Source organism: Psychroflexus sp. MBR-150 (assembly GCF_053628795.1).
This window is the reverse complement of record NZ_JBRJHB010000002.1, coordinates 38,531-63,381: the sequence shown is the minus strand read 5'-3', so window position 1 is coordinate 63,381 and position 24,851 is coordinate 38,531. Positions and strand designations below refer to the sequence as shown.

The 24,851-nt window shown below is 32.9% G+C and carries 25 protein-coding genes; 7 read left to right on the top strand and 18 right to left on the bottom strand.

All coding sequences use genetic code 11. From position 1 onward, the window contains the following. Positions 1-58 precede the first annotated feature (58 nt). Together ACSSV5_RS01415 and pheT are read right to left on the bottom strand one after the other, a co-directional pair. Positions 59-277: a hypothetical protein gene (locus ACSSV5_RS01415; RefSeq protein ID WP_211065464.1), complete on the bottom strand. Its 219-nt coding sequence runs from the start codon at positions 275-277 to the stop codon at positions 59-61. A 101-nt stretch (positions 278-378) separates the two neighbouring features. Next, complete coding sequence (pheT, locus tag ACSSV5_RS01410) at positions 379-2,802, bottom strand: phenylalanine--tRNA ligase subunit beta (protein ID WP_454244477.1); 2,424 nt, start codon at positions 2,800-2,802, stop codon at positions 379-381. 115 nt (positions 2,803-2,917) lie between these two features. On the opposite strand from pheT, the gene ACSSV5_RS01405 reads away from it, so the two are divergent. From ACSSV5_RS01405 to ACSSV5_RS01395, 3 genes are read left to right on the top strand one after another with little or no spacing between them, the layout of a single operon-like run. Then, positions 2,918-3,679 (top strand): DUF6503 family protein, encoded by a 762-nt coding sequence (locus ACSSV5_RS01405; RefSeq protein WP_247653532.1) that lies wholly within the window; start codon positions 2,918-2,920, stop codon positions 3,677-3,679. 59 nt (positions 3,680-3,738) lie between these two features. After that, positions 3,739-4,236 carry a type II RES/Xre toxin-antitoxin system antitoxin gene (gene parS, locus ACSSV5_RS01400; RefSeq protein WP_454244476.1) on the top strand — a complete coding sequence of 166 codons (498 nt, stop codon included), beginning with the start codon at positions 3,739-3,741 and terminating at the stop codon, positions 4,234-4,236. Further along, positions 4,236-4,694, top strand: coding sequence for an RES family NAD+ phosphorylase (locus ACSSV5_RS01395; RefSeq protein ID WP_454244475.1), 459 nt, complete (start codon positions 4,236-4,238; stop codon positions 4,692-4,694). Before parS ends, ACSSV5_RS01395 begins: the two co-directional genes overlap by 1 nt. Here ACSSV5_RS01395 and ACSSV5_RS01390 read toward each other — a convergent pair. The 11 genes from ACSSV5_RS01390 to ACSSV5_RS01340 form a co-directional block, all read right to left on the bottom strand. Continuing rightward, the gene (locus tag ACSSV5_RS01390) at positions 4,691-5,581 is read right to left on the bottom strand and encodes an endonuclease/exonuclease/phosphatase family protein (protein WP_454244474.1); all 891 of its coding nucleotides are present in this window, start codon (positions 5,579-5,581) and stop codon (positions 4,691-4,693) included. The genes ACSSV5_RS01395 and ACSSV5_RS01390 overlap by 4 nt on opposite strands. A gap of 179 nt (positions 5,582-5,760) precedes the next feature. Beyond that, entirely contained in the window at positions 5,761-6,318 is a 558-nt protein-coding gene (locus ACSSV5_RS01385) for a histidine phosphatase family protein (protein ID WP_454244473.1), read from the bottom strand. Further along, the gene (locus ACSSV5_RS01380) at positions 6,315-7,439 is read right to left on the bottom strand and encodes an esterase-like activity of phytase family protein (protein WP_454244472.1); all 1,125 of its coding nucleotides are present in this window, start codon (positions 7,437-7,439) and stop codon (positions 6,315-6,317) included. The genes ACSSV5_RS01385 and ACSSV5_RS01380 overlap by 4 nt, the downstream gene beginning before the upstream one ends. A 1-nt stretch (position 7,440) precedes the next feature. Continuing rightward, positions 7,441-8,484, bottom strand: a complete 1,044-nt coding sequence (locus tag ACSSV5_RS01375; protein ID WP_211065454.1) for a peptidylprolyl isomerase — start codon at positions 8,482-8,484, stop codon at positions 7,441-7,443. Continuing rightward, positions 8,481-9,029, bottom strand: a complete 549-nt coding sequence (gene gldI / locus ACSSV5_RS01370) for a gliding motility-associated peptidyl-prolyl isomerase GldI (RefSeq protein ID WP_454244471.1) — start codon at positions 9,027-9,029, stop codon at positions 8,481-8,483. The genes ACSSV5_RS01375 and gldI overlap by 4 nt, the downstream gene beginning before the upstream one ends. Continuing rightward, on the bottom strand, positions 9,016-10,041 hold the full coding sequence (locus ACSSV5_RS01365) for a DHH family phosphoesterase (protein WP_454244470.1): 1,026 nt from the start codon (positions 10,039-10,041) through the stop codon (positions 9,016-9,018). The genes gldI and ACSSV5_RS01365 overlap by 14 nt, the downstream gene beginning before the upstream one ends. Positions 10,042-10,089: 48 nt before the next feature. Next, on the bottom strand, positions 10,090-10,209 hold the full coding sequence (locus tag ACSSV5_RS01360; protein ID WP_454244582.1) for a hypothetical protein: 120 nt from the start codon (positions 10,207-10,209) through the stop codon (positions 10,090-10,092). A 441-nt stretch (positions 10,210-10,650) separates the two neighbouring features. After that, complete coding sequence (locus ACSSV5_RS01355; RefSeq protein WP_454244469.1) at positions 10,651-11,670, bottom strand: transporter; 1,020 nt, start codon at positions 11,668-11,670, stop codon at positions 10,651-10,653. Positions 11,671-11,721: 51 nt separating this feature from the next. Continuing rightward, positions 11,722-12,093: a hypothetical protein gene (locus ACSSV5_RS01350; RefSeq protein WP_454244468.1), complete on the bottom strand. Its 372-nt coding sequence runs from the start codon at positions 12,091-12,093 to the stop codon at positions 11,722-11,724. Further along, positions 12,086-12,874 (bottom strand): DUF3050 domain-containing protein, encoded by a 789-nt coding sequence (locus tag ACSSV5_RS01345; protein ID WP_211065449.1) that lies wholly within the window; start codon positions 12,872-12,874, stop codon positions 12,086-12,088. The genes ACSSV5_RS01350 and ACSSV5_RS01345 overlap by 8 nt, the downstream gene beginning before the upstream one ends. Before the next feature lie 98 nt (positions 12,875-12,972). Further along, positions 12,973-13,509, bottom strand: a complete 537-nt coding sequence (locus ACSSV5_RS01340) for a 3-hydroxyanthranilate 3,4-dioxygenase (protein WP_454244467.1) — start codon at positions 13,507-13,509, stop codon at positions 12,973-12,975. A gap of 234 nt (positions 13,510-13,743) precedes the next feature. Here ACSSV5_RS01340 and ACSSV5_RS01335 point away from each other — a divergent pair, with 234 nt between their 5' ends. Together ACSSV5_RS01335 and ACSSV5_RS01330 are read left to right on the top strand one after the other, a co-directional pair. Then, positions 13,744-14,484, top strand: a complete 741-nt coding sequence (locus ACSSV5_RS01335; RefSeq protein WP_454244466.1) for a glycosyltransferase family 2 protein — start codon at positions 13,744-13,746, stop codon at positions 14,482-14,484. Between the two features lie 90 nt (positions 14,485-14,574). Next, positions 14,575-15,780, top strand: coding sequence for an NAD(P)-dependent oxidoreductase (locus ACSSV5_RS01330; RefSeq protein ID WP_454244465.1), 1,206 nt, complete (start codon positions 14,575-14,577; stop codon positions 15,778-15,780). Positions 15,781-15,789: 9 nt separating this feature from the next. On the opposite strand, the gene ACSSV5_RS01325 is transcribed toward ACSSV5_RS01330, so the two are convergent. Genes ACSSV5_RS01325 through ACSSV5_RS01310 form a run of 4 tightly spaced genes read right to left on the bottom strand, consistent with a single transcriptional unit; the run spans position 15,790 to position 20,155 of the window. After that, positions 15,790-16,992: a murein hydrolase activator EnvC family protein gene (locus ACSSV5_RS01325; RefSeq protein WP_454244464.1), complete on the bottom strand. Its 1,203-nt coding sequence runs from the start codon at positions 16,990-16,992 to the stop codon at positions 15,790-15,792. Positions 16,993-16,995: 3 nt separating this feature from the next. Further along, entirely contained in the window at positions 16,996-17,769 is a 774-nt protein-coding gene (locus tag ACSSV5_RS01320) for a DUF4292 domain-containing protein (protein ID WP_211065445.1), read from the bottom strand. A gap of 4 nt (positions 17,770-17,773) precedes the next feature. After that, on the bottom strand, positions 17,774-19,144 hold the full coding sequence (locus tag ACSSV5_RS01315; protein ID WP_454244463.1) for a tetratricopeptide repeat protein: 1,371 nt from the start codon (positions 19,142-19,144) through the stop codon (positions 17,774-17,776). Continuing rightward, the gene (locus ACSSV5_RS01310; protein ID WP_454244462.1) at positions 19,145-20,155 is read right to left on the bottom strand and encodes a sugar nucleotidyltransferase; all 1,011 of its coding nucleotides are present in this window, start codon (positions 20,153-20,155) and stop codon (positions 19,145-19,147) included. Positions 20,156-20,621: 466 nt separating this feature from the next. Between ACSSV5_RS01310 and ACSSV5_RS01305 the strand changes: the two genes are divergently transcribed. Continuing rightward, positions 20,622-22,763, top strand: coding sequence for a carboxy terminal-processing peptidase (locus ACSSV5_RS01305; RefSeq protein WP_454244461.1), 2,142 nt, complete (start codon positions 20,622-20,624; stop codon positions 22,761-22,763). A gap of 4 nt (positions 22,764-22,767) precedes the next feature. Continuing rightward, on the top strand, positions 22,768-23,859 hold the full coding sequence (locus ACSSV5_RS01300) for an ABC transporter permease (protein WP_454244460.1): 1,092 nt from the start codon (positions 22,768-22,770) through the stop codon (positions 23,857-23,859). A 53-nt stretch (positions 23,860-23,912) separates the two neighbouring features. Here the strand turns inward: ACSSV5_RS01300 and ACSSV5_RS01295 are convergent, their stop codons facing one another. After that, on the bottom strand, positions 23,913-24,776 hold the full coding sequence (locus tag ACSSV5_RS01295; RefSeq protein ID WP_454244459.1) for a sigma-70 family RNA polymerase sigma factor: 864 nt from the start codon (positions 24,774-24,776) through the stop codon (positions 23,913-23,915). Positions 24,777-24,851 lie beyond the last annotated feature (75 nt).

Here is a 24,851-nt window from a genome sequence, read left to right as displayed (position 1 = left end):
TTGAGATAACTTAAGAAGTTTTTTTTTCAGCAAGCTTGGACAAAAAAACATTCATTCATTAGGATATTTTCTTTAAAAAAGATTGATATGAAACCCTTTCTCCGTCATTCAATTCTTGAATACCTTGTTTTATTTCTTGTTGCTCAGAAGTATTTAATTTATTCCAAAAATCAGCTTTTTCTTTACTTACAAAATCAGCAATTTTCAGGATAAATTCTGAATTTTCATTCTCTAAAATAGTCTTAACCAGTTGAAGCTTTGTTGCTTGAATATCCATATTTTCAGATTTTACCAAATTTACAAAAAAACTTATAAATTATACTTTAAGCATGTAAACAAACGCGATAAAGTTTATTTTAAATGAAATTTATTCAACAATCACCTCAACTCTGCTTGCAATTGTGTTTCAAATTGTTTTTGCAGTTTAGCCATGATTTTATCTACTTGTTTATCTGTTAGTGTTTTGTTTTGGTCTCTAAAGGTAAAACTGACGGCATAACTCTTTTTATCATCGGGTAAATTTTCGCCTTGATAAACATCAAACAGGTTGACTTGTTGCAGGAGTTTTTTATCGGTTTTTTTGGCAATATTCTCAATTTGCTCAAATGAAATATTTTCATCTATAAGCAAGGCAAAATCGCGTCTTACTTCTGGATATTTTGGAATATCTTGAGATTTAAACTTAATCTTAGATGTTAGATTTAATAGTGTATCCCAATCAAAATCTGCGTATAAAACTTCTTTTGAAACATCAAAAGCCTCTGTAATTTCTTTTTTAAGCCGACCAAATTTTACAAGGGTTTTTGTCTTGACTTTATAAGATAAGCCTTCTGCAATGGTATCATCTTCATTTGGAGCAGATATAAAATTTAAACCTAATTTTTCTAAAACACTTTCAACAATACCTTTTAGGTAAAAGAAATCGATGTGGTTTGAAGATTTTAACCAGTTTTCTTCTACTCTATTTCCAACGACAAAAAGAGAAAGGTGTTTTTGTTCAGCTATTTTTTTATCAAACTTATGATAACTTTTGCCGAATTCAAAAAACTTGAGATTTTCATTTTTTCGATTTAGATTATAACTGATATTTTCTAAACCAGAAAACAATAAACTCTGTCTCATCACAGCTAAATCTTGACTCAATGGATTGATTATTTCAACATTGTTGCGTTTTGAAATTTGGCTACTAAATTCTGTATAATCTGAAGTTGTCAAGGAATTTGCCATAGTTTCGTAAAAGCCTTTAGACACTAACATATTAGCGATAATGTTTTGAATTTTATAATCTTCAAATTTTGAAGAATTGGCTACAGAAACATTAAATTTGTTATCTAACTTTATTTTATTGTAGCCATAAACTCTTAGAATTTCTTCAATCACATCTACTTCGCGTGTTACATCTACGCGATAAGCTGGTATGGTTAGACCCATTCCACTTTCAGAAACATTATTGACTTTGATGTCTAAAGATGTCAAAATTGATTTTATAACTCCAGAATCCAACTCTTCACCAACAAGCGAATTGATTTTATCAAAGGTGAGAAAAACCTGGTGGTCTTCAATTTTTTTAGGGTAAAAATCATCAATTTCACTACTGATTTTACCACCTGCAATTTCACTGATTAAAATAGCTGCTCGTTTTAAAGCATCTTCTGTAATGTGTGGGTCAATGCCACGTTCAAATCTAAACGAAGCATCGGTATTGATTCCGTGTCTTTTAGCTGTTTTACGCACACTTACAGAATTGAAATAAGCACTTTCTAAAAAAATGCTTTTTGTTGTTTCAGAAACGCCTGAATTTTCACCACCCAAAACACCAGCAATGCAGAGCGGTTTTTCTGTATCACAAATCATTAGATCTTCTGAAGAAAGTTTTCGCTCAACACCATCTAAGGTGGTAAATAAACTGCCTTCATCTAAGGTTTTGACCATAATTTGGGAATCTTTAATTTTGTCAGCATCAAAAGCGTGCAAGGGTTGACCAATTTCGTGCATCACATAATTAGTGATGTCAACGATATTGTTTTTAGGATTGACGCCAATGGCTTTCAATCTATTTTGAAGCCATAGTGGGGAAACGTCAATATTTATATCTGTTATTGTTATGCCACAATATCTTGGTGCTAATTCAGAGTTTTTAACTTCTATTTTAGTTCGTCTTGAACGATCTTCAACGTGAAAATTACTTATTGAAGGTGTATTGATTGGTAGGCTTTTACCTTGATGCATAATACCAGCTCTCAAATCGCGAGCTACGCCCCAATGGCTCATAGCATCAGCACGGTTTGGGGTCAATCCGATTTCAAACACTTTGTCTGTTTCAACAGGAAAGACCGTATTTAAAGCTTGACCAGGTTGAAAGTCACCTTCTAAAACCATAATACCGTCGTGTGATTTGCCCAAACCAATTTCATCTTCGGCACAAATCATACCCATACTAACTTCGCCTCTTATCTTGCCTTTTTTGATTTTAAGAGATTCTCCTTTTTGATTGTAAATGGTTGTGCCAACAGTTGCGACAGGAACCCACTGATTTTTATTTACATTTGGTGCACCACATACAATTTGAACTGGGTCTTTTTCGCCAATATCAACTTGAGTTAATTTTAATCGGTCGGCGTTTGGGTGTTTTTTGCATTCTAAAACTTTCCCAACTACAAGACCTTCTAATTGTCCTTTTATGGATTCAAAATTTTCTATGCCTTCAACTTCTAAACCTAAATCTGTAAGAATGGTTTCAATTTTTTCAGCTGACCACTTTATGTCAATAAAATCTTTTAACCAATTATAAGATATCTTCATGCAATCAGTATTCTAAGCTCTAAAGCTTATATTAATTTGAATTTGCAAAGATAATAAAACGAGTGTGTGCTGATAAATAATAATGTGTAATATTGTAAATATAATTCTCTACGATATGAAACCTAATATTTATATTATATCACTATTAGTCATAATGATTAGTTGCAAATCTAACAATGATACTCGTCAAAGTGCTCAAAGTATTGTAGATAAAGCTATTGAAGTTTCTGGTACAGATGCTTTTAAACACTCAACTGTCAGCTTTACATTTAGAAACAAAAAATACACCAGCCAAGGTCATTGCAATCATTATATATATTCAAGAATTTTTCGTAGTGCTGACTCCTTGATTAAGGATTACTATGAACCTGATAAAAGTTTTAAGCGCTATATCAATGATTCTTTAGTGCAAATTGCTGATACTACTGCACAAAAATATGCCGAATCAATAAATTCTGTGCATTACTTTGTGCAGTTGCCATTTCGATTAAATGATAAAGCAGTTAACAAAACTTATCTGGGTTTAGATACCATAAAAAATAAAATATATCACAAAATAGCCGTAAATTTTGATCAAGTTGGTGGTGGCTCAGATTTTCAGGATAAGTATTTATACTGGTTTGGAAAAGATGACTACAAACTCGATTATTTGGCATATAGCTTTATGGTCAACGGTGGTGGCATTCGATTTAGAGAAGCCTATAACGAAAGATATATTGATAGCGTCAGGTTTGTAGATTATAAAAATTATCGACCAAAATCAGAAAATATCAAACTCGAAAACATCTCAAAAGCCCTTAAAAATCAACAGCTCGAATTAGTTTCTAAAATTGAAAACGAAAAAATACAAGTCAAAAAGTCTAAAGAAAAATGTTAAAGTTTAGACTATTGTCTTAATTTTGAAGACATTTGTATATATTTGTAAATAAACGAGAGATGAAAAAATATAGCACCCATACCGAGCTACAAGTTGTTAATGAAGCCGTTTCAGCATACATTACCAAAGATATCAGACCTTTTCATGACATCAAAAATTTTTCATTTTCTGACTTTATCAATGACAAAATTTTAGTGATAAAGTCCATCAGAAAGGGGTTATCGTATCAACTTTTTAAAACAGTAATGTTGTTTTCACCTTTTTCTGAAGATGAATGGGCCGAATATCTCAATATTTCTACCAAAAGTTTACAACGCTACAAGAAAACTAAAGATTTTCATTTCAAACCCATACATTCTGAAAAAATCCTTGAAATTGCAGAAGTTACGGCTTTTGGAAAGCAAGTTTTTGACAATAATACACAGTTTTACGATTGGCTCAATACACCATCTTTGGTTTTTAATAACCTCACACCAGCAGAGTTGCTTAAAGATTCATACGGCAAAGCTCTTGTTATGGATGAGCTCAACAGAATAGACCAAGGCATTTTTGCATAGTGGAGGTTTTCAGGTTAACACGGTTAAAATATTCTAAATCTTTAAGTGGTAATGGTGCAGCTTTATCTGGCAATCGATGGAACAGCAAAGGCGTTGAAATGATTTACACTTCACAAAGTAGAGCCTTGGCTATGGCGGAAGTTTTGGTGCATTTGCCTTTACACCAACTCCCAAGCGATTTCAAAATGATGTGTATCAAAATTCCACAAAACATAAGTGTAGAAACTCTCGCTACCAAAGACTTACCAAAATTATGGAATGCTTTACCGCATCATATGAGTAGCCAAAAAATTGGTGATGATTTTATTATGCAAAATCAAAGCTTAGTATTAAAAGTGCCAAGTGCTGTGGTTTATGGAGATTTTAATTATCTTATCAATCCTTATCACGCTGATTATAAATCTATAAGCATCAAATCTGTTGATGATTTTCCGATAGATCAGAGGTTGAAGTCTTAGGTATCATTTCTATTATCTGACTCTACCGCTTTCCCCTCTTTAATCATTTCTTTTATAGTTTCTTTTTCATCTTCAGAAGGTCGGTCAGTATTTGTGTCTTGTTTTTGAGCTTTGTGTTGGACAACAAATTCTCCATACAAAGGAAAATGATCAGAGTTGATATGTTTTTCAGTTTTTAGGTTCTGAATATAAACGGATTTTGAGTGAAAAATCAAATCAATCGGAAACCTAAAAAACAAATACTTGGCGTGAAACGTAGAGATAAAACCACGTCCAATTCTGGGGTCGAGCAATTGGGTTGTTTTTTTGAATAATTTTGAAGATTTTGACCAAGCTACATTATTAAAGTCGCCAACTACCAAACAGGGCTTTTTCAGAGTTTTTATTTTTTGACCTAAAGCTAAAATATCAGCGTCTCTTTCTTTTGATGTTTCTTCTTCCGTAGGACTTGGCGGTGGCGGATGAATACCAAAAAATGTAAATTCATCACCATCTTTTGTTTCTAAATCGGCTTCAATACTAGGAATATCCTCTGCAACAAAATAGTTGACTTGTATTTTGTTTGCTTTGAGCTTAGTGTAAAAATGAATGCCGTAAGTATTGTCTTGTGGCACTTTTTTAGAATATTGAAATAAATCTTCTACTTCTTCTAAGGCTTTTTCCCAATTTTTATCGCTTTCCATCGTTAATAAAATATCGGGTTGAATACGTTTAATCAGCTCAATAAGTAGATGATATTGTTGATTATATTGATACACATTAACTGACAAAAAACTTACCGCTTCTTTTGATGTTTCAAGTCTTTGGCTTTCTCTGTGATAAATTGAAGTGTAAGGCAGGAGAATAAAAAGATTATGTAACCACAACAATAAAATTATTGCACTCAAAATTATACTTAAATCACTTAAACTTGAGAATTGTGTTAAAAGAATAGCTATGACAATAGTCTGAATAAAACTCAATTGAATTTTTGCAAAAGCCAAAGTGCGAAATACCCAATGTTGAAATGGCCAATAATGCAAAGTTGATATTAACAAAATACAAAAAAGTAAAACTTCCACAATCATTATTTGAGTAAAATATTGACGAATGTATCTTGAACCACAAATCCGTCTTTATCAATTTTTACTTTATAAAGTCTGTGATTAATACTGTCTGGTATGGGTTTGTATTTGTCTTGACCGATTATTTCATTCACAAATTTTGGTGTGGTATTGCTGTGACCAACAATGATAGTGTTTCCACCATAGGTTTTTGTCCAAAATTCTTCAGTAAACAAAGTGTCTTTGGCTTCATAAAACTGCACTTGGGCTTTGTATGGATAAACAATAGGAATCATAGTTTGAAATGTTCGCATAGAGTCTGTAGTGTAGAACATTTCAAGGTTTTTATCTTCAAAATATTCGCCCCAATATTTACTGCGTTCAAAACCTTTTTCACTGAGTTCGGGATTTTTTTCAGATGGATTATCATGCCTTTTTTCTGCGTGTCTGATCAAATAGTATGTGGTTTCTTTAGGGGTTTTGCCTGGTGGTATATTTAGTTGCCTTACTTTGTCTCTATCACCTTGACAGGCAAAACATAACATAAAAGAAAAGGCGATCACAAGTCTGGTATATTTCATTGGTTTGGTTTTATGAGTTCTAGTAAAACAAACTGATTGAGTTGTTTGCCTAAAGCATTAAAATTATTATCACTTATCAAAATTAAACTTTTATTTCCATTTGGTAAATCTGGACCAAAACTTATACCTTCAATATTGTCAATAAAGTTATTTTGAAGCTGTTTTCTTATGTTTTTAGAATCAAAAATCAGCGTTTTTGGCATTGATTTGGCTTTATTTTTTTTTAAACTTCTTATGTCAAGTGTGTTTTTTCCTTTTGAAATATCGATTAAAAAAAGTTTTACTCGATTGCCTTTTGAGCTATGACCAGCTGAAAATGAACGTTCTATTAAAACAATATGCCTTTTGTCTATTTGTAAAATTTCAGTAGCACCGTTGAGTCCAAAGGGCAAAAAAGGAATTTTAACCAAACGCTCTAAATCATAGCTATATTGAACATCGGGTTGAGAATTATCAAAATTATAATGGGTTATTCTTACTGGCGAGAATGAATTGTAGAGTTTAGGTTTGTGACCGTCTTCAATTAATGGCAATTCGTTAACCACCCAAAAACCACGCTTGCTGTAATCGATACTCAAACCTTCAAAAACACCATTATGTCTTGGTTGATTAAAATGATTGACATCAAAATGTTTTGGTAAATCATATTTTTTTTGACATTGACCTTGTTCGTCAACTTCAATGATTTGGGCATTTTCATTTGAATTGATAGCTCCTTCTGTTGAAACGAGATAGCCAGTTGCATCAGGTAAAAAACGAATACTTTCCGTATCAAATCTTTTGATGGTATTACATTTTATGATTTGATGATTGTTAAAATTTACAGCTTTGATTTTATCATTTTCAATTTGTATATCAGCCTTAAAAATGTCAGGGTTTGTAGATTTATCTGAAATCAAAACAAAATAATCACCATTGTAATCTATACCAGATAGACCGCCAATTTCAGTATTTTCAAAAGATTTTTTTTCTAAAATAAATTCATCTAAAAATTTAACTTGATAAGCTGCAGATAAGTTTAGTTTGGCTGTTTTGCATCCGATTAAATTAAAAATCATAAAAAAAGCCACAACATTCAATAAATGAACATTGTAGCTTATAGTGAATGGTTTTAATCTCATTTTATTTGATATCGACCAACTCAACATCAAAGATCAAGTAGGCATTTGGTGGAATAACTCCGCCAGCACCTCTTGGTCCGTAACCTAAGTCTGGTGGAATAACCAAAGTTGCTTTTTCACCTTTTTTCATAAGAGCAATACCTTCGTCCCAACCAGCTATTACTCGGCGTTGACCGAGTGGAAATGTAATAGGTTTATCTCTTTTAAAAGACGAGTCAAAAACGGTTCCGTCTATTAATCGACCTTCGTAATGCACGCTAACATTATCGCCAACTTGTGGCTGTTCGCCAGAGGGATTTTCTTTAGTAATGACGTATCTTAAACCAGATTCGGTTTCTTGGAGATTGTCATACATAGAATTAATCGTGTTGTTGATTTCCTCTTGTTTTTTGGCTTGTGCCTCTTCAAATTCTGCGATGCCGTTTTCAAAAGCTTTTGCCGCGTCAAAGTTTTTGGCATCTTGACCTTTTCTAATGATTTCTACCGTGTTTATTCTTACCGCTTCTTTAGGTTTGTTACGCGTATCGGTTTCTACTTTACCTATAGAATCAACAACGGATTGACCTTCAACAATTTGACCAAAGACTGAATACGAACCATTTAGAGGTGATTGTGGTTTCAGTGTAATAAAAAATTGACTGCCATTGGTGTTTGGACCACTGTTTGCCATAGACAAAACCCCAATGGTGTCGTGTGTTAGTTCTGTGATTTCATTTGGAAATTTATAACCTGGATCGCCTTGACCAGTGCCAAGTGGGTCGCCACCTTGAATCATAAATCCGTCTATGACACGGTGAAAAGTAAGCGAATCAAAAAACTTTTTGCCTTGGTATTTTTCTTTAGCTTTAGGGTTGTTGCCTTCGGCGAGAGAAACAAAATTACCGACTGTCATCGGTGCTTTTTTGTGGTAAAGTTTGGCAATAAATTCACCGTAATTGGTGTCAAATTTAGCATAAAGACCATCGTCTAAATTGCTGTATTCGTTTTGACAAGACATACTCGAAATGATTAAGGTTAGTAAAAATAGTTTAAAAAGTGTTTTCATCGTTCTGTTTGTTTTATGGATTTTAATATTACAGTTGCTTTTAAAGGCACGTCAGAACCTATTCTTTTTTTATCACCATAGAACCCGTAGGCTCGAGATGATGGAAATAAAAAAGTAACTTGTTCGCCAGCCTTCATAATTTTAAGTCCTTCACGGAGACCTGTCATCAAACGTTGTTGGTCCATTAAATATTTACGTTGACCGATTTCAGCCATCGTATAAATGGTGTCTTCAGAAAAAGTCCGCAAATTATAAGTAAACGTGACTTGGTCACCAAATTGCGGTGTTATGGTATCGCTGTTGTTTTTCTGAACATAATGATACCAAAAACCATCAGAAGAATTGTAGTAAGTATTAGAACTATCATTTTCAATAATTTTAAAAATCGCCTTTTCTTCTGCTTTCAGAATTGCTTTATTGCGTTTTAGAGATTTATCTAAAAATGAACCGTTCTGATAACTGACAGGTTTTCTGGGTTGAGGTTGATGACAAGACACCAAAAAAGCCATTAAAAAAAAGCTAAAAACAATCCTAAATTGCTGCATCTAATTGGGTTTTATAATCTTGCAGTAAACTTACAAATTTTTTGATGGTTGCATCAAGGCTAAGATCACTTTTACCACCTGCTGCATTTTTGTGACCACCACCTTCAAAATGCTGTCTTGCAAATTGATTGACATCAAAACTTCCTTTTGAGCGAAATGAAATTTTGATGATTTTTTGTTGAGCCTCTTCTTTAAAAATAGCAGCTAAAACCACATTTTTAATCGACAAACCGTAATTGACAAAACCTTCGGTATCACCTTTTCTAAAATGGTGTTGGTCTAATTCTTTTTGGCTCAAATGTATGTATGCTACGCCAAAATCTTTTAAATATTCTAAATTCTGCATAGCTTGTCCTAAGAGTTTTAACCTGTTGTAAGAATTAGCATCAAAGGTTTCTTGCTGAATTTGATGTGCGATAGCACCTTTCTCAATAAGCACTGCTGCAATTTGATGTGTTCTTGCTGTTGTTGATGGAAATTTAAACGAACCCGTGTCGGTCATAATGCCAAGATACAAACAACTTGCGATGTCTTTATCGATTAAATCAGTAGAATTTAAGTGGTCAATACATTCAAAAACCAATTCTGCAGTTGAACCATATTCGGGATGTGAAATGGTGATTTCAGCATAAACACCAGGTTCTTGATGATGATCTATCATCACAAAAGGTTGATCAATGGTTTCTAAATCTTTTTGCAACTCCTCGCCTACTCGAGATAAATGATTGAAATCTAAAGTAAAAATTAAATCTGCATTTTGAATAGCTTTTTGAACTTTAGGTTTATCTTGATTAAATATCAAAATTTGTTCTTGATTTGGCACCCAATTTAAAAATTCAGGGTAATCATTAGGCATTATCACTTCAACATTATGATTAAGTTTTTTTAAAAACAAACCCCAAGCCATACAACTTCCAACGGCATCGCCATCTGGATTTTTGTGACCTAAGACAACAATGTTTTTAGACGATTTTATTAAAGAATTTAGCTTTTGAATATTTTCATTTTGCATAGTGCAAAAATAGGATTTTATTTTTGAGTGTTTAACCTTAAATATGAGTTACTTTTTTAATAAGACTTTTAATTTTTCTGGATTTTGTCTGCTGTTCCAAATGCTTAAAATGAAAATATTTTCTTTTTTGATTTCATAAATGATTAAATAATCACGAACAATTTTTATTCGAGCATCATAATTATCGGTTGGCTATCCGATTTCAGGATATTTAGCAATTAAGTTGATAGCATCTTTAAACAAAGAATTTGAGTTTCATTTTCAATTATTTTATAACTTGATTTGAGTGTTAAAATTTATTTCAATTACTGCAAGAGAAAAAGCCAAAAAAATAATCGATACGCTTTTTGATTACCTACGAGACCGTATTGCAGGCTATAGAAAATGCACAATCCTATGCGTTTCAAGGGTTTTAAATAGTTAAATTGGAGCCATTCTATTTATAACAAATCCGAAATCTATAACTTTAAATTCTGACTTTCTGAGGATACCTTAATTAAAGCATAATGAAATTTGGCAATTGAAAAAACACACAAATCGAAACATCAAATTTGATAACATGAGCTAAAGAAACCGAAGTAGCATCAATTTCTTTAGCTCAAAAAAAAATTATTCAATCGTATATTGAATGCCAAAAGTGGCGGCATAATCATTTTCCATTTGAATGCCGTTAACATTTTGGTAAAAAGGCAAGATAAACTCAAATCCAAATCTCAGGTTTTTTAAACTGCCTTTTGGCACATAAAAGTTTGCTCCCAAACCTAAATCAACTTGGCTTCGACCAGAGTTTTCAATGTTAAACAAAGGCATCATCATCGGATCAAAAGCTGGGTCAGCTCCAGAAATTTGCCTGATATCAACATATTTTATTCTTGTTGAAAAACTGAAATAGTCATGGGCTTTATAAGCCAACCAAGCATTGGTTTCAAAAGCATTTCCTAATCTATAGTCGTTGTCATTTGTCCCTAATCTTGTGGTATATAAACTTTGGACACCCCAAGAAAACTGTTCGGTTTGTCCTAAGTAAGTCATCCCAAATTGTGGGTCAAATGTGCCACTTCCTAATTGCATAGGATAGGCAACTGGAGCGTTATCTGACATAGGCGTTACAGAGGTTTGGTCAATATCACCTGTCGGTATAGATAAACCCATATTAAAGTGTAGAGATTGTTTTTCAGCATTAAAGAGTTGATACAAAGCTCTGATTTTTAAATCTCCAAAACCCTCAGATTCTGTTGTAAATGTATTGCCACTCATTGTGCTCAAATCCATAGTGTTGGATAAAACATTACCCATCAGCATCAGGGTTAATTTATCTGACACACCATACATCACGCCGAGCATATGCATATCCATCTGCATTTCTTGTGGAGCTATCATAAAATTAGAATAGATATCTGAATCAGAGATGCTATTATCTTCTTTGATGTTTCCATCCATCCACATCGGCATGTAGCGATAAGAGAACATAAATTCACCTTTGTGGTGATAGTGGTCTCCCATAACGCTTATTGGTGCGTGACCATCGGGTCTTGCGGAAGTCCATTTTGTATTGTCTTTTTTTGATGTATCTTGAGCCATTGCTATATTAAAAATGAACATAACAAGGGCTAATTTTATAATTTTCATAAAATCGAGTTTTAAATAATTTGTAAAAAAGTTTAATTTGTTTTCTATAAATTAACTAAAACTCTGAGGCGGTTTATCAAAATTACGAGAGATTAAAATATTGTAAATATCTATATATGAGTAAATTGTGTTTTTGTAAAAACTAACTTTTTTAAATTCTAAGTTTAGAATAGAAATAAAACCAATAGGATAAAGTTCCATTTGAAAAGCTCGTTTATCGAATGGTTTTTCCGCTTGTTTGTCTTCAATCATTTTCATTAAATAGCATTTACCATTGCAATTTAATTTGGGTTTATCTCTATTAATACATAATACATTGACGATATAATCGTAATTTAAAATATAATTTAAAACAGGCTGAGCAGGTCTTATCATAGCAACAAAATAAAGCAAGGTCAATATGAAAGCTTTAATTTTATGCAATGGCTTTATGATTAAGAATAGATTTCAAAATCCCGTCCCAAAGTTCGATTCTTTTTTGTAGAGCAATTTCAGCTGTTTTTTCAACAGATTGCCATTTATTAATATCGTTTTGACAAAGATTTTCTATAAGTTTAATAGCCATAGGTCCGTGTTGATCTGCATCAATTTCGATATGTCTTTCAAAATAGTATTTTAAATCATCAATTTTTTCATCAGGAAATTGTTTTTGGATGTAAGCGATAATTTCTGTAAACATATCAGGAATAAGTTCTTCACGTCCAAAGGTGAAAGCAGAAACAATATCATGTGTTTGTTTGTGATAAATGGTATTAAAAGTAAAGATTAAAAACGATTTGACAGACTTAGGTAAATCGGTAGTAGAGATCACCAAAAAGATATCCGTACCATGTTGAATTTGATCAGTAAATTTTCTGATTTGAAGCGTTGAAGCTGTTAGATTTTCCATAGCATCAAGATACATCTCATAATGGCTTTGGTGTTTGCCAGCTCTATTTAAGTCTGATTCTTCAGCAAGAACGATATCGTTTATCAAATACGTAAATTCTGTATTATCGCTTGGTGTCCATGGCACATTGACATTGGTTAATTTTTGTTGTAATATTTTAAGCAATGACATAAAATCCCAAACGGCAAAAACGTGGTGCTGAGTAAATATTCTTAAGTCATCAGGTGTCTCAATATATCTATATAAATTGTGGTCAAGTAACTTTTGTCTCAAGGGTTTGAGATTTTCAATAAGCTTTTGCAAATGAATACTCATATTTACAATAGTGTTAACTTAAGTGATTTTTAAATGATCTGATCTCATTGCTTATTTTGTAGAACAATTTCAATATTACATGTTTAAACATGAAAGCCTTAATCTGTTACAAAACGTTTATCAGTAGGCATCACAGTTCCACAATTGTCACAGGTTCTCAAACTTTCACTCGCGTAAAAATGGTTGAAATGCTCTAGAAAATCTTTTTCTATATCGTTAAGTGGAAAATAGACCTCGTGCAGTTTATGGTTGCAATTGTCACAAAACCATAATAAACCATCTTTAATATCAAGGTGACTGCGTTTGCGTTCAACGACTAAACCTATAGAATTTTCGTGCCTAACTGGCGAATGTGGCACTTTTGGTGGATTGAGATACATATCACCAGGACCAAGTGACATGGTTCGTTTTTTACCTTTGTCTTGAATGTGAATTTCTATTTGCCCTTCAAGTTGATAAAACAACTCTTCTGTTTCATTGTAGTGATAATCTTTACGAGCATTAGGACCACCAACTATCATCACGATATAATCTTGAGCGTCTTTGTATAAATTTTTATTACCAACAGGAGGTTTAAGTAAATCTCTGTTGTCTTCAATCCATTGTTTTAAATTAAAAGGTTTTGAAACTGACATAACTATCATTTATAACGCTAATATAATATTTTCAAAAGAATTCACAAAGCAAAAAATCTATTTAGCATTATTTTATAGTTTTAATTTTAAACATCTTTTTATAGAATTATCTATTGAGTTTTTAATTGTTAGATTTTATATCCTTAAATAATTTGTTTTTAATTTCAAATTCATACTTCATTGTAAGTCAAATTAAAATTTTAAGACTTATGCATAAATACTAAAAGTGTATGTTTGCTAAAATATACACTTGTAAAAACGGTTCTAAATTTGTATAAAAATACGCTTATAAAAGTTATCATACCTGCTCATAACGAAGCTCAATCTGTTGCAAAAGTTGTAAAAGATATACCCGATTTTGTTGATGAAGTGATTGTTGTTGATAATAACTCAACAGACAACACGTCATATGTTGCAAAAAAAGCAGGTGCAACTATTTGTTTTGAAGCACAAAAAGGCTACGGTTATGCTTGTTTAAAGGCGATGGCATATATTCAAAATCAGTCTAAAAGCCCTGATATAGTTGTTTTTATAGACGCCGATTACAGTGATTATCCTGAACAACTCACCAGCTTGGTCGAGCCTATTATAGAAGAAAATTATGATTTTGTTATAGGTGCACGTAAAAAACTTTTGAGAGAAAAAGGAGCGATGACCTTACCGCAAAGATTTGGAAATGCTTTGGCTACTTCGCTAATGCGATTGATGTATGGTGCAAAGTTTACAGACCTTGGTCCTTTTAGAGCTATAAAATACCACAAACTCCTGTCTTTAAACATGCAAGACAAAACCTATGGTTGGACTGTTGAGATGCAATTAAAAGCCTTAAAACACAACCTTAAATATAAAGAAGAACCCGTTAAATATCGCAACCGTATTGGCAAATCTAAAGTATCTGGAACCATAAAAGGTGCGGTAATGGCAGGGATAAAAATTCTAAGTTGGGTGTTTAAATATGCCTTTGTAAAAGTTTAACTATATTTTTATCTGATTTAAAATCTTTTACATTTGTAAAATTTTTAACCTAACGAGCAATACATCAAAAAATCCAAAATTTCCTATCGTATGACCATTGGAATTATCAAAGAACGCAAAACACCGCCAGATAGAAGAGTCGTCTTTACACCTCAACAACTTCATAGTTTAGAACAAAAATACAACAACCTAAAATTTATTGTTGAACCTTCTGATATTAGAATATTTCCTGATAGCTCTTACCAAAAAGCTGGTATAGAAATCAACCCTGACTTAAGTGCTTGTGATGTTCTTATTGGGGTAAAAGAAGTGCCTGTTGAGTCTTTGATTCCTAATAAATCTTATTTTTTCTTTTCTCATACCATCAAGAAACAAGATTATAACAGAAAACTTTTACAAACTATACTAAAAAAAAATATCGATCTTTTTGATCATGAAACAATTACTGATACAAAGGGTAGAAGACTTATTGGATTTGGTAGATATGCTGGTTTAGTAGGAGCATATAATGGTTTTAGATTGTTAGGTTTAAGAGAAAAATTATTCCATTTACCAAAAGTTGAAAATTTATCAGACTTAAATCAAGTCAAACAAGAACTCGATAAAATTAAAATTCCAAAAATAAAAATTGTTTTGACTGGCTCAGGAAAAGTTGCCAATGGAGCTAAAGAGATTTTAAATCATTTGAAAATACAACAAATCAGTGTTGATGATTATTTAAGTAAAGATTTTAATATTCCTGTTTTTACTAATGCTAAAGTTTTAGACTACAACAAAAGAAAAGATGGTAAGCCAAGTAACATAAAAGATTTTTTTAAAGACCCTTCGCCTTATAAGTCTGATTTTATGAAATTTGCAAAAACTTCTGACCTATTTATTGCAGGGCATTTTTACGGTGATAATGCTCCTTATTTGTTTACAAGAGAAGATGCCAAATCATCTGATTTTAAAATTAAATTGGTTGCTGATATCAGTTGCGATATCGATGGTCCTGTGGCTTCAACTATACGACCATCAAGCATCGAAAACCCTTTTTACGCTTATGATCCTCAAACAGAAACCGAGACTGACTTTATGAATACCGATGCTATTGGTGTTATGGCTGTTGATAATTTACCTTGCGAATTGCCCAAAGACGCAAGCAAAGGTTTTGGAGAAATGTTTGCACAACACGTTATTCCTGCATTTTTTAACAATGACAAAGATGGTATTTTAAAAAGAGCACAAATAACAAATCAAGGCAAATTGACTCCAAAATTTGAATATCTTCAAAACTTTGTAGATAATTTAGAATAATTGAATGTTTTACATCTTATAAATCCAATCTGCTGGGTTTTGGGTTTTACTGTTTTTATAAATATAAAACCCTAAAGTAGTAGATCCATCTGTCAAATCTTGACCAATTGTACCTATAAATTGGTTACGCTTGACCTTATCGCCTTTTCTTACATTGAGTTTGTCTATATTTTTGTAAACACTGATATACTGACCGTGGCGAATCATAACCACTTTGAAAGCGTTTGGTATGACCATAATTTGACTGACTTCTCCATCAAAAATAGCTCGGGCTTTTGCACCTTGTTGAGTGTCAATGCGGACGCCTTCACTTTTGGTCATAACCGTTTTAACCACAGCATGATGTCTTGTGCCGTAAGGTCGAGATACAAAACCAGAAACCACAGGCCAAGGCAATTTGCCTTTATTATCTTCAAATTTACCTCCTAAGAGTTTAGCTTCAGGCGTCATTTTAAATCGGCTATTGGAGGTGCTGCCCAACTTTTTATTCTCTGCTGCAATGGCTTCTCTAATTAATTTCTGAATGAGTTGGTCAATCTCGGTAATTTTTTCTTGTTTCCGTTCTAACTCTTTCTTATACTGGCTTTCTTTTTTCCTAATGGAAGCAATAAGTTCTTTTTCAGCAGCTTTATCTTTATTGAGTTTTTCAATGGTTTGTCGATTTTGAGCCAAAAGTTGTTCTTTAGCTTGGCGTTGCTCAAATAGCTTTTCGTTTAAAGCTTGAAGTTGCTGCGTTTGTATTTCAATTTCTTTGCCTTGTTTCTTACGATATGCCGCAAATTGCTTCATGTATTGAAGGCGTTTGTAGGCTTGTAAAAAATTATCGGAAGACAACAAAAACATAATTCGGTTTTGTTGAGATTTACTTTTATAAGCATCAACTACCATTTGAGCATATTCAGCTTTGAGTTGTTTGAGTTGAGTTCTAAGTTTATCTATAGCTTGAGTATTGGCGTTGATTTCTCTGGATAGCATATTGGCTTCGCGATTGTTGATTCGCACAAGTCGTTCTGCAGCAGCTATACGCTGGTTAAGAGTTTGCACCTTTTCAATAGCCGATATTCTGTGAGATTGAGTTTCGTCTAAATTGCTATTGATTTGTTTGATTTGTTGCTCTATTTGTTGGCGTTCTTTTTCCAACTCTTTTTGAGTTTGGCTAAAAACAAACTGTCCATAAATTAAAACTATCAACAAAAAAAGATAACGTTTCATAATTTAATTCAATTGAATTGGCGAGTAGTTATTGGGAAAACTAAAAGGAAACTTCAACTCATCGTTCAACTTTATGTTTTTGTAAGTCATCGTAATTTGAATATGCTCTTTATTGTCTCCTGCTAAAATTACAAATTCTTCTGGAAATGAAAAACCATCTATGATTTGATAAGATTTGTAAATAATTTTTATTTGTTTATTGTTTATATTCAAACTTTGTTGCCTGATTTTAAAGGTTTTAGCATCTAAAAGCAAATGTTGGGTAAAACCGTTATCATAAGTAGTTAATATTTGAAAATAATCGCCTGCTGTTTGAAAATCGGTGTTTGAAATCTCAATATTCTTTAAGGCTTGACCTGTAAAAAGGTTTTGCAATTGTTCATAATTTAGTTCAAGTCCTAAAAAAGCACTGACCAATTCAAAATTTCCGTCAAAATAAGAATTGTTTATGCGTTCGTAAAATTTAATCTTTTGAGGTGTTATTATTATTTTGGCCACTTGAATTAGTCCCGCAAATTTAGCACTCATCCATAAGATTTTATCCTTTTGAAATCTATAACTGATATTGATATTTTGCTGTTGATTGCCATCATCATAAACCCCTTTTATTCGACCGCGCATGGTTTTAAACCTTGGCGTAGATTTGTTGTAGTTTTTGACAATCGCTTTTAAGGTCTCATTTTTGAGGTCTTTCTTTTTTAAAACCGACTGACTTCCGCCACAAGATACTAATATCAAAACTGATATCAAGACAACTAAAACTGATTTGGTTGGCATATATTTATTTGAGTTTATTTTTAAGTTCTTCAGCTTTAGATTGATATATTTTTGATTGTGCTTCATTATTTAAACCCACATAAACTTTTTGTAAAGTTTCATAAAGCTTTAGCATCATATCATTTTCTTCAAAAATGTAAGATTCTGCTTCAAGTAAAACCGTTTCAGCAGCATTATATTGTGTTAGCTCCAGTAAAGCCTGACCTTTAATCAGCATAAAAACCGCTTGTGTTGGGTATATTTCAAGGGCTTTTTCTGCTGTTTCAATTGCTGCTTGCGGACGGTTAAGCTGAAGCTCCAAAACACCGACGTATCTTAAAATCTGAAAATCTTGTGGGTTTTGGGATAAAGCTTTTTTGAAATTTTCCAAAGCTCGAGGCTTATCGTTTTCAAAATAAAACAAGCCTAAATCTAAAAAACTGGCAGAATTTTCAGCCGTTTCAGAAGCAACATTCAAGACTTGAACAAATTTGTCTTGATATTCAGGATTCTTTTCAACAAAGGATTTTATGTATTCAATAGCTTGAACTTTATAGTTTTCTTCTAAAAACCGATCAGACACAACCGCTTCTAATGCATCAAATGCTTGTTCAACTTGGTCTAACTTAAGATAAACTTGTGTTTTTAAAACATAAGCTCTCGTAAAACGTGGATGATTTTCAATCAAATTTTTTAAAACTTTTAATGCTTCATGATATTGATTTTCTTGCATTAAAAATCTTGTTAATCGATATGCATTCAACGGATTGTAAGGTTCGAGTTCAATGCGTTTTTGATAATAAGAAATAGCGATTTTTGGTTTATCAAAAGCTTCAAAAATCACTTCTCTCAACTGATCTTTGTGTGCATCAAAACCTTGTTTTTGATCTGCTTTTTCTAAAGCTTCTAAAGCTTTTTTATATTGCTCAGTAGTTAAATACAGATTAGCTAAAATTTCATAATATTCTGATTTTTTTAAGGCTAAATCACTTGCCAATTCTAAAGCTTTAGCATAGTTTTTTTGTTGATAGTAAACCCTAAATAATGCCTCTCGAATATCAAAATCATTAGGTTTTAATTCATCTGCTTTATGCAAATGTTCTAAGGCCAGATTGTATTGCTCTAAATCGAAATAATTTAAACCCAATTGAAAAAAAACCACGGCTTTATCTGAATGCTCAGCCTTGAGAGTTTCTAAAATTTCAGCAGCTTTTTTATAGTTTTCTATACCGCGTTCAGACAGAGCTTTAAAAAATTTCGGTTGAAAATCCTTGTTATTATTAACCGGTATAACGCTATCTTGTGCTTCAATTTCCTGTTCAATTTGAGCATTGATATTTTGAAAGATGATAAATCCCAAAAACAAAAACAGATATGTCAAAATATTGTTCTTCATCTATTCTAAAACCGAATAATCACCAATGCTGATACTTGAAAATTGACCATTGAATTTAGCAAAATTGCCTATCATAGCATTGTTGAGATTGGCATTTGTGATTTCAGTGTGTTCTTGAATTAAGCTATTTTTAATCGCACTGTCTTTCACTACTGTGCCTTTTCCTAAAGAAACATAAGGTCCAATTTTAGCGTTTATCAATTTGACACCATCGGCAATGAAACAAGGTTCTGTGATTTCAGAACTGTGAATTTCAACGTGGTCTGAAATCAATTTTTCATCTCCATTTTTCAAATGTTCTAAAATGCGTTTGTTGGTTTCAACGGTTACGGTTTTGTTACCGCAATCCATCCATTCATCGACCTTTCCAGGTTTAAAAATGATTCCGTTTTGCTTCATTTTTTCAATGCCATCATTGATTTGATATTCACCGCCACGAATAAGTTTTTCATCTAAAACCGCTTGCAATTGTTCTTTTAATATACTGATGTCTCTAAAATAATAGATTCCTATCACCGCTAAATCAGATTCAGGATGTTCGGGTTTTTCTACCAAGTCAGTAATATGACCTTTGTTATTGATGTTGACTACGCCAAAAGCTTTGGGGTTGTCCACCTGCTTAACCCAAATCATCGCTTCAGTATCTTTTTCAATGCTAAAATCTGCTTTAAATAAAGTGTCTGCGTAAGCCACAACAGCTGGACCACTAAGTGAAGGTTCAGCACTCATAATGGCATGACCTGTGCCAAGCGGTTGATCTTGAACATAAATGCTGGCCTTTGCATTTAAACCTGTGGCAATATTTTCGAGTTGTTCTTCTACGGCTTTGCCAAAATCTTTACCAATTACAAATGCAATTTCTTCGATAGGCTCATCAACAACTTTGGCAATATCTTCAACCAAGCGTTGCACAATGGGTTTACCCGCAATTGGAATAAGTGGTTTCGGAACGGTTAGAGTATGCGGTCTAAGTCGCGAACCACGACCCGCCATAGGAACAATGATTTTCATAATATAAAATATTTCAAAAATTTCTTCAAAAGTAAGGATTTATGTTTTGAATGATGTTTATCATTAAAAAATTGAGACAAAAATATTTGAATGAATATTTCAACTTGATAAATTTTGTTGAAAAAAATTATTTTTAATCCTATCTTGTATATCTTATTTAAATGACAATTTAAAATGAAGTGAGTTAAATGTTTATGGCAAGACAAGAAAAGTTCAATACGAGAATAGGCTTACGGTAGCCAACTCAGGTTAAAATAATATTTTTTGGTTTTAATGCTTAAATTATTACTAATGAAAGCGATAACTAAGTGCTATCTAGTTTAAAATCAAATATTCAAATCAAAACAAACAGTGCTTAGCTACTCTTTAACAAACTATTATGTGAAATCTATTAGCTTAAAATTTTAATTTGGCTTAATTTGTGCTTTTGATTTTATAATTTTGAAAACTTATAAACAATATTCTAATGAAAAATAAATTTGCATTACTATGCATTGCTGTGCTTTTGGCTGTAAGCTCGTGTAGCTTCACCGCTAAAAAATTTGATGGAGAAGGTTCTGATAAAGATAAAATTCTAATTGAACTCATAACCTATGTGATAGACCAAGGTCACTACGATAAGCGTGAAATTGACAACGACTTTTCAGAACAGGTTTATAAAGAATTTATTGAAAGTCTTGACCCGATGAAACGTCATTTTACCCAAAAAGACCTTAAGGATTTTAGCCAATACGAAACTGAAATCGATGATCAAATCCGCGACAAAGATATCAGCTTTTTCAATTTAGTTTACAACCGTTACCAACAGCGTCTTGATGAAACTAAAGCTTTTTACAGCTCTATTTTAGAAGATGATTTTGATTTGAATTCTGATGATCATATCAATACAGACTACGAAAATTTGGAGTATGTCAAAAACACAAAAGCCTTAAAAGAACGCTGGAGAAAACAATTAAACTTTTCTTTTCTATCTAATTATTATTCAGCCTATGACACCCAAAATGCTCAAGCAGAAAAAAGTGATACCATAGAATTAAAATCAACCGAAGAACTTAAAGAAGAAGCTATTGACCAAACCCGTGAATCGATAGAGCGATATTTTTCAAACTCTGAAGATTTAAGACGTGAAGATTGGTTCAATTTATATGTCAATACAATCGTGTCTCAATTTGATCCACATACTGCATATTTAGCACCAAGAGATAAAGAGCGTTTTGATATTTCGATGTCTGGTAAACTAGAAGGCATTGGTGCAAGACTTCAAAAATTAAGAGACAATGTGAAAATTGTTGAAATTATTTCTGGCGGTCCAGCTTGGCGTGGCAAAGAGTTAGAAGTAGGTGATTTAATCATAAAAGTTAAACAAGAAGACGAAGACCAAGCCGTCAATATAACTGGAATGCGCTTAGATGACGCCGTTGAACTTATTAAAGGTCCAAAAGGCACTAAAGTGACATTAACCGTTAAAAGAGTGGATGGCACTTTTGAGAATATTACCATTGTAAGAGATATAGTTGAAATAGAAGAAACCTATGCTAAATCTACCATCATTGAAAAAGCTGATACAAAATTTGGGTTTATCAATTTGCCTAAATTCTATTTCAATATGGACAACTATAATGAACGCAATGCCGCATCTGATGTTGAAAAAGAAATCAAAAAACTAAAAAAGTCTGAAGTACAAGGACTTATAATCGATTTAAGAAATAATGGCGGTGGCTCTTTATCAACAGTTATAGAAATGGCTGGATTGTTTATTGATAAAGGTCCTGTAGTCCAAGTTAGAGATAAAGATGGCAATGTCGAAGTTTTAAAAGACAAGAAAAAAGGCACTCTTTGGGATGGTCCACTCGTGATTTTGGTCAATGAACTTTCTGCTTCAGCTTCCGAAATTTTAGCTGCAGCTATGCAAGATTATAAACGTGCTGTAATTATTGGCAGTCGCCAAACTTATGGCAAAGGAACCGTACAAAATGTAGCCAACCTTAACCGCTGGATGCGTAATAATTCCTTAGGCGATATGGGTGCATTAAAATTGACTACACAAAAGTTCTATCGCATCAGCGGTGGTTCAACTCAACTAAAAGGTGTTGAAAGTGATGTCGTAATACCAGACCGTTATTCATTTATCGATATTGGTGAAAGAGATTACGAAAACCCTTTACCTTATGACAAAATTCAACAAGCAGATTATAATGATTGGGCTGGCTATGAAAACCTTGAAGAAATTGTTTCAGAAAGTCAAAACCGTATGGACAATCACCAATTAGTTGCTTTGATTGAAGAACAGGCTAAGTGGATTAAAACTCAACGCGATAAAAATGATTTTCCGCTTAATTTTCAAGCTTATAAACAATTAATTGAAGAAGCCGATGCTCAAGCCAAAAGATTTGATTCGCTCAACAATTACAAAAATGACTTAAGTTTTAAGTCTTTACCATCTGAAATTGATGCTTTTGAAACCGATGAAACTTTAAAAGATAAGCGAGAAAACTGGCACAACAACTTGCAAAAAGACATCTATGTAGAGGAAGCTGTCTCTGTTTTAGAAGACTTGAGACAACACACCAAAAACTTTAAATTGGCTGAAGCTTCGTCACAAAAATAAGGTTATGAAAAGTCCAAAAGGACAATCACTATTTAGCTTAGCGCTCCAAAAATTTAAAACGCGTTTTTGGGGCGTTTTTAGTTTAAGCTATATTGTATTTTGTGCTTTAATTGCACTTTTAGCTTATGTAATTGCACCAGACGATTCGGTCAATGCCAATCAAATGCAGTTGGCTATACATTCTAAATCACCTGGTTTTGAAACTTTAGTCATTGAAATTCCTAATCAAAACGAAGCAGAAAATTCTTGGACATCTTGGTTAACTGGTCAAAAATCAGTCAATTCTATCATACCTATTCAAGATTATCAAATAAAGAATAACTTTGTTGAAATCACGCCTTTTGACGCTACAGCACCTAAAGAAAGAATTGCTATAGACCGTTTTAAAAACGTCAGAGAAATTGAACAAAATTATATTTACACCAAAACCTATTGGCTTGGCACTGACCGCTATGGTCGAGATATGCTCAGCCGATTGCTGATTGGGACACGGGTTTCTTTGTCTATTGGATTTGTGGCAGTTTTTATTTCTTTAGTTATCGGAATTTTTATCGGTGCACTTGGCGGCTATTTTGGCGGTGCAATAGATCAATTTGTGATGTGGCTTATCAATGTTACTTGGTCTATTCCAACATTGCTTTTGGTCATCGCTTTGACATTAGCTTTAGGTAAAGGATTTTGGCAAGTTTTTATCGCTGTAGGCTTAACCATGTGGGTAGAAGTTGCCCGAGTGGTACGTGGACAAGTAAAAAGCGTCAAACAAATGCCCTACATTACCGCGGCACATGCTTTGGGATACTCGCATTGGCGGATAGTAACCAAACATATTTTACCAAACATTATGGCACCTGTCATTGTGATTTCTGCAGCAAATTTTGCAGCGGCAATTCTTATCGAAAGTGGTTTGAGTTTTCTTGGTATTGGTGCACAACCACCTATTCCCACATGGGGCAATATGATTAAAGAACATTACAATTATATCGTGCTTGGTCAAGCTCATTTGGCTATTATTCCTGGTTTAGCCATCATGAGTTTAGTCATGGCGTTTATGATGATTGGCAATACGCTGAGAGATGCATTTGATGTGAAAAATTAAAAATAGCTTTCGGCAAAAATGCAGATATTATTTTAAATTTTCACATCAAATTGTTATCCCAAATAATTTTTAAGAATTCGGCTTCGATTGGTATGTTTTAGTCGCCTTACGCCTTTTTCTTTTATTTGTCTCACGCGTTCGCGGGTCAAACTAAATATTTGTCCAATTTCTTCAAGCGTCATGGGTTGTTGATTGTTTAACCCAAAATACAAGCGAATCACATCTGCTTCTCTAGCCGTTAAAGTTTCTAAAGCACGTTCAATTTCCGTTTGAAGCGACTCGTGAAGGAGTTGTTTATCAGGATTTGGCGATTCTCCAAAATTAAGAACATCATACAAATTAGAATCTTCACCTTCAACCAAAGGAGCATCCAAAGATTGATGGCGACCAGAATTTTTAAGCGATTCTTTAACATCGTTCACGCTCATATCCAATTCTTTAGCAATTTCCTCAGGACTTGGTGGTCGTTCGTTGTTTTGTTCTAAAAGTGCGTAAGCTTTGTTGATTTTATTAATTGTGCCAATTTTATTAAGAGGCAATCTAACAACTCGAGATTGTTCTGCTAAAGCTTGTAAAATAGATTGCCTAATCCACCACACGGCATAAGATATAAACTTAAAACCGCGGGTTTCGTCAAAACGCTTTGCTGCTTTTATCAACCCAAGATTACCTTCGTTGATCAAGTCTGGTAAAGTTAAACCTTGATTTTGATATTGTTTAGCTACGGAAACTACAAATCTTAAATTAGCGTTGGTCAGTTTTTCTAAAGCTTTATCGTCGCCAGCTTTAATGCGTTGTGCCAATTCTACTTCTTCTTCGGCTGTAATTAAGTCAACTTTACCGATTTCTTGAAGGTATTTGTCTAAAGAAGCAGTTTCGCGATTGGTAACCTGTTTGGTGATTTTGAGTTGTCTCATCCTGTTAAAATTGTTTCTACATATATTTATACGTAAAAAACAACCCTAGGTTACATAATCAAAGTTAAATTTTCG

Bases quoted from the DNA above. Each gene is read 5' to 3' on its own strand.
- ACSSV5_RS01375 (WP_211065454.1), bottom strand. From the start codon at position 8,484: ATGAAAACACTTTTTAAACTATTTTTACTAACCTTAATCATTTCGAGT.
- ACSSV5_RS01325 (WP_454244464.1), bottom strand. From the start codon at position 16,992: ATGAAACGTTATCTTTTTTTGTTGATAGTTTTAATTTATGGACAGTTT.
- ACSSV5_RS01345 (WP_211065449.1), bottom strand. From the start codon at position 12,874: ATGAGTATTCATTTGCAAAAGCTTATTGAAAATCTCAAACCCTTGAGA.
- parS (WP_454244476.1), top strand. From the start codon at position 3,739: ATGAAAAAATATAGCACCCATACCGAGCTACAAGTTGTTAATGAAGCC.
- ACSSV5_RS01315 (WP_454244463.1), bottom strand. From the start codon at position 19,144: ATGAAGAACAATATTTTGACATATCTGTTTTTGTTTTTGGGATTTATC.
- ACSSV5_RS01330 (WP_454244465.1), top strand. From the start codon at position 14,575: ATGACCATTGGAATTATCAAAGAACGCAAAACACCGCCAGATAGAAGA.
- ACSSV5_RS01295 (WP_454244459.1), bottom strand. From the start codon at position 24,776: ATGAGACAACTCAAAATCACCAAACAGGTTACCAATCGCGAAACTGCT.
- gldI (WP_454244471.1), bottom strand. From the start codon at position 9,029: ATGCAGCAATTTAGGATTGTTTTTAGCTTTTTTTTAATGGCTTTTTTG.
- ACSSV5_RS01385 (WP_454244473.1), bottom strand. From the start codon at position 6,318: ATGAAATATACCAGACTTGTGATCGCCTTTTCTTTTATGTTATGTTTT.
- ACSSV5_RS01300 (WP_454244460.1), top strand. From the start codon at position 22,768: ATGAAAAGTCCAAAAGGACAATCACTATTTAGCTTAGCGCTCCAAAAA.
- ACSSV5_RS01380 (WP_454244472.1), bottom strand. From the start codon at position 7,439: ATGAGATTAAAACCATTCACTATAAGCTACAATGTTCATTTATTGAAT.
- ACSSV5_RS01355 (WP_454244469.1), bottom strand. From the start codon at position 11,670: ATGAAAATTATAAAATTAGCCCTTGTTATGTTCATTTTTAATATAGCA.
- ACSSV5_RS01365 (WP_454244470.1), bottom strand. From the start codon at position 10,041: ATGCAAAATGAAAATATTCAAAAGCTAAATTCTTTAATAAAATCGTCT.
- ACSSV5_RS01310 (WP_454244462.1), bottom strand. From the start codon at position 20,155: ATGAAAATCATTGTTCCTATGGCGGGTCGTGGTTCGCGACTTAGACCG.
- ACSSV5_RS01405 (WP_247653532.1), top strand. From the start codon at position 2,918: ATGAAACCTAATATTTATATTATATCACTATTAGTCATAATGATTAGT.
- ACSSV5_RS01320 (WP_211065445.1), bottom strand. From the start codon at position 17,769: ATGCCAACCAAATCAGTTTTAGTTGTCTTGATATCAGTTTTGATATTA.
- ACSSV5_RS01305 (WP_454244461.1), top strand. From the start codon at position 20,622: ATGAAAAATAAATTTGCATTACTATGCATTGCTGTGCTTTTGGCTGTA.
- ACSSV5_RS01340 (WP_454244467.1), bottom strand. From the start codon at position 13,509: ATGTCAGTTTCAAAACCTTTTAATTTAAAACAATGGATTGAAGACAAC.
- pheT (WP_454244477.1), bottom strand. From the start codon at position 2,802: ATGAAGATATCTTATAATTGGTTAAAAGATTTTATTGACATAAAGTGG.
- ACSSV5_RS01415 (WP_211065464.1), bottom strand. From the start codon at position 277: ATGGATATTCAAGCAACAAAGCTTCAACTGGTTAAGACTATTTTAGAG.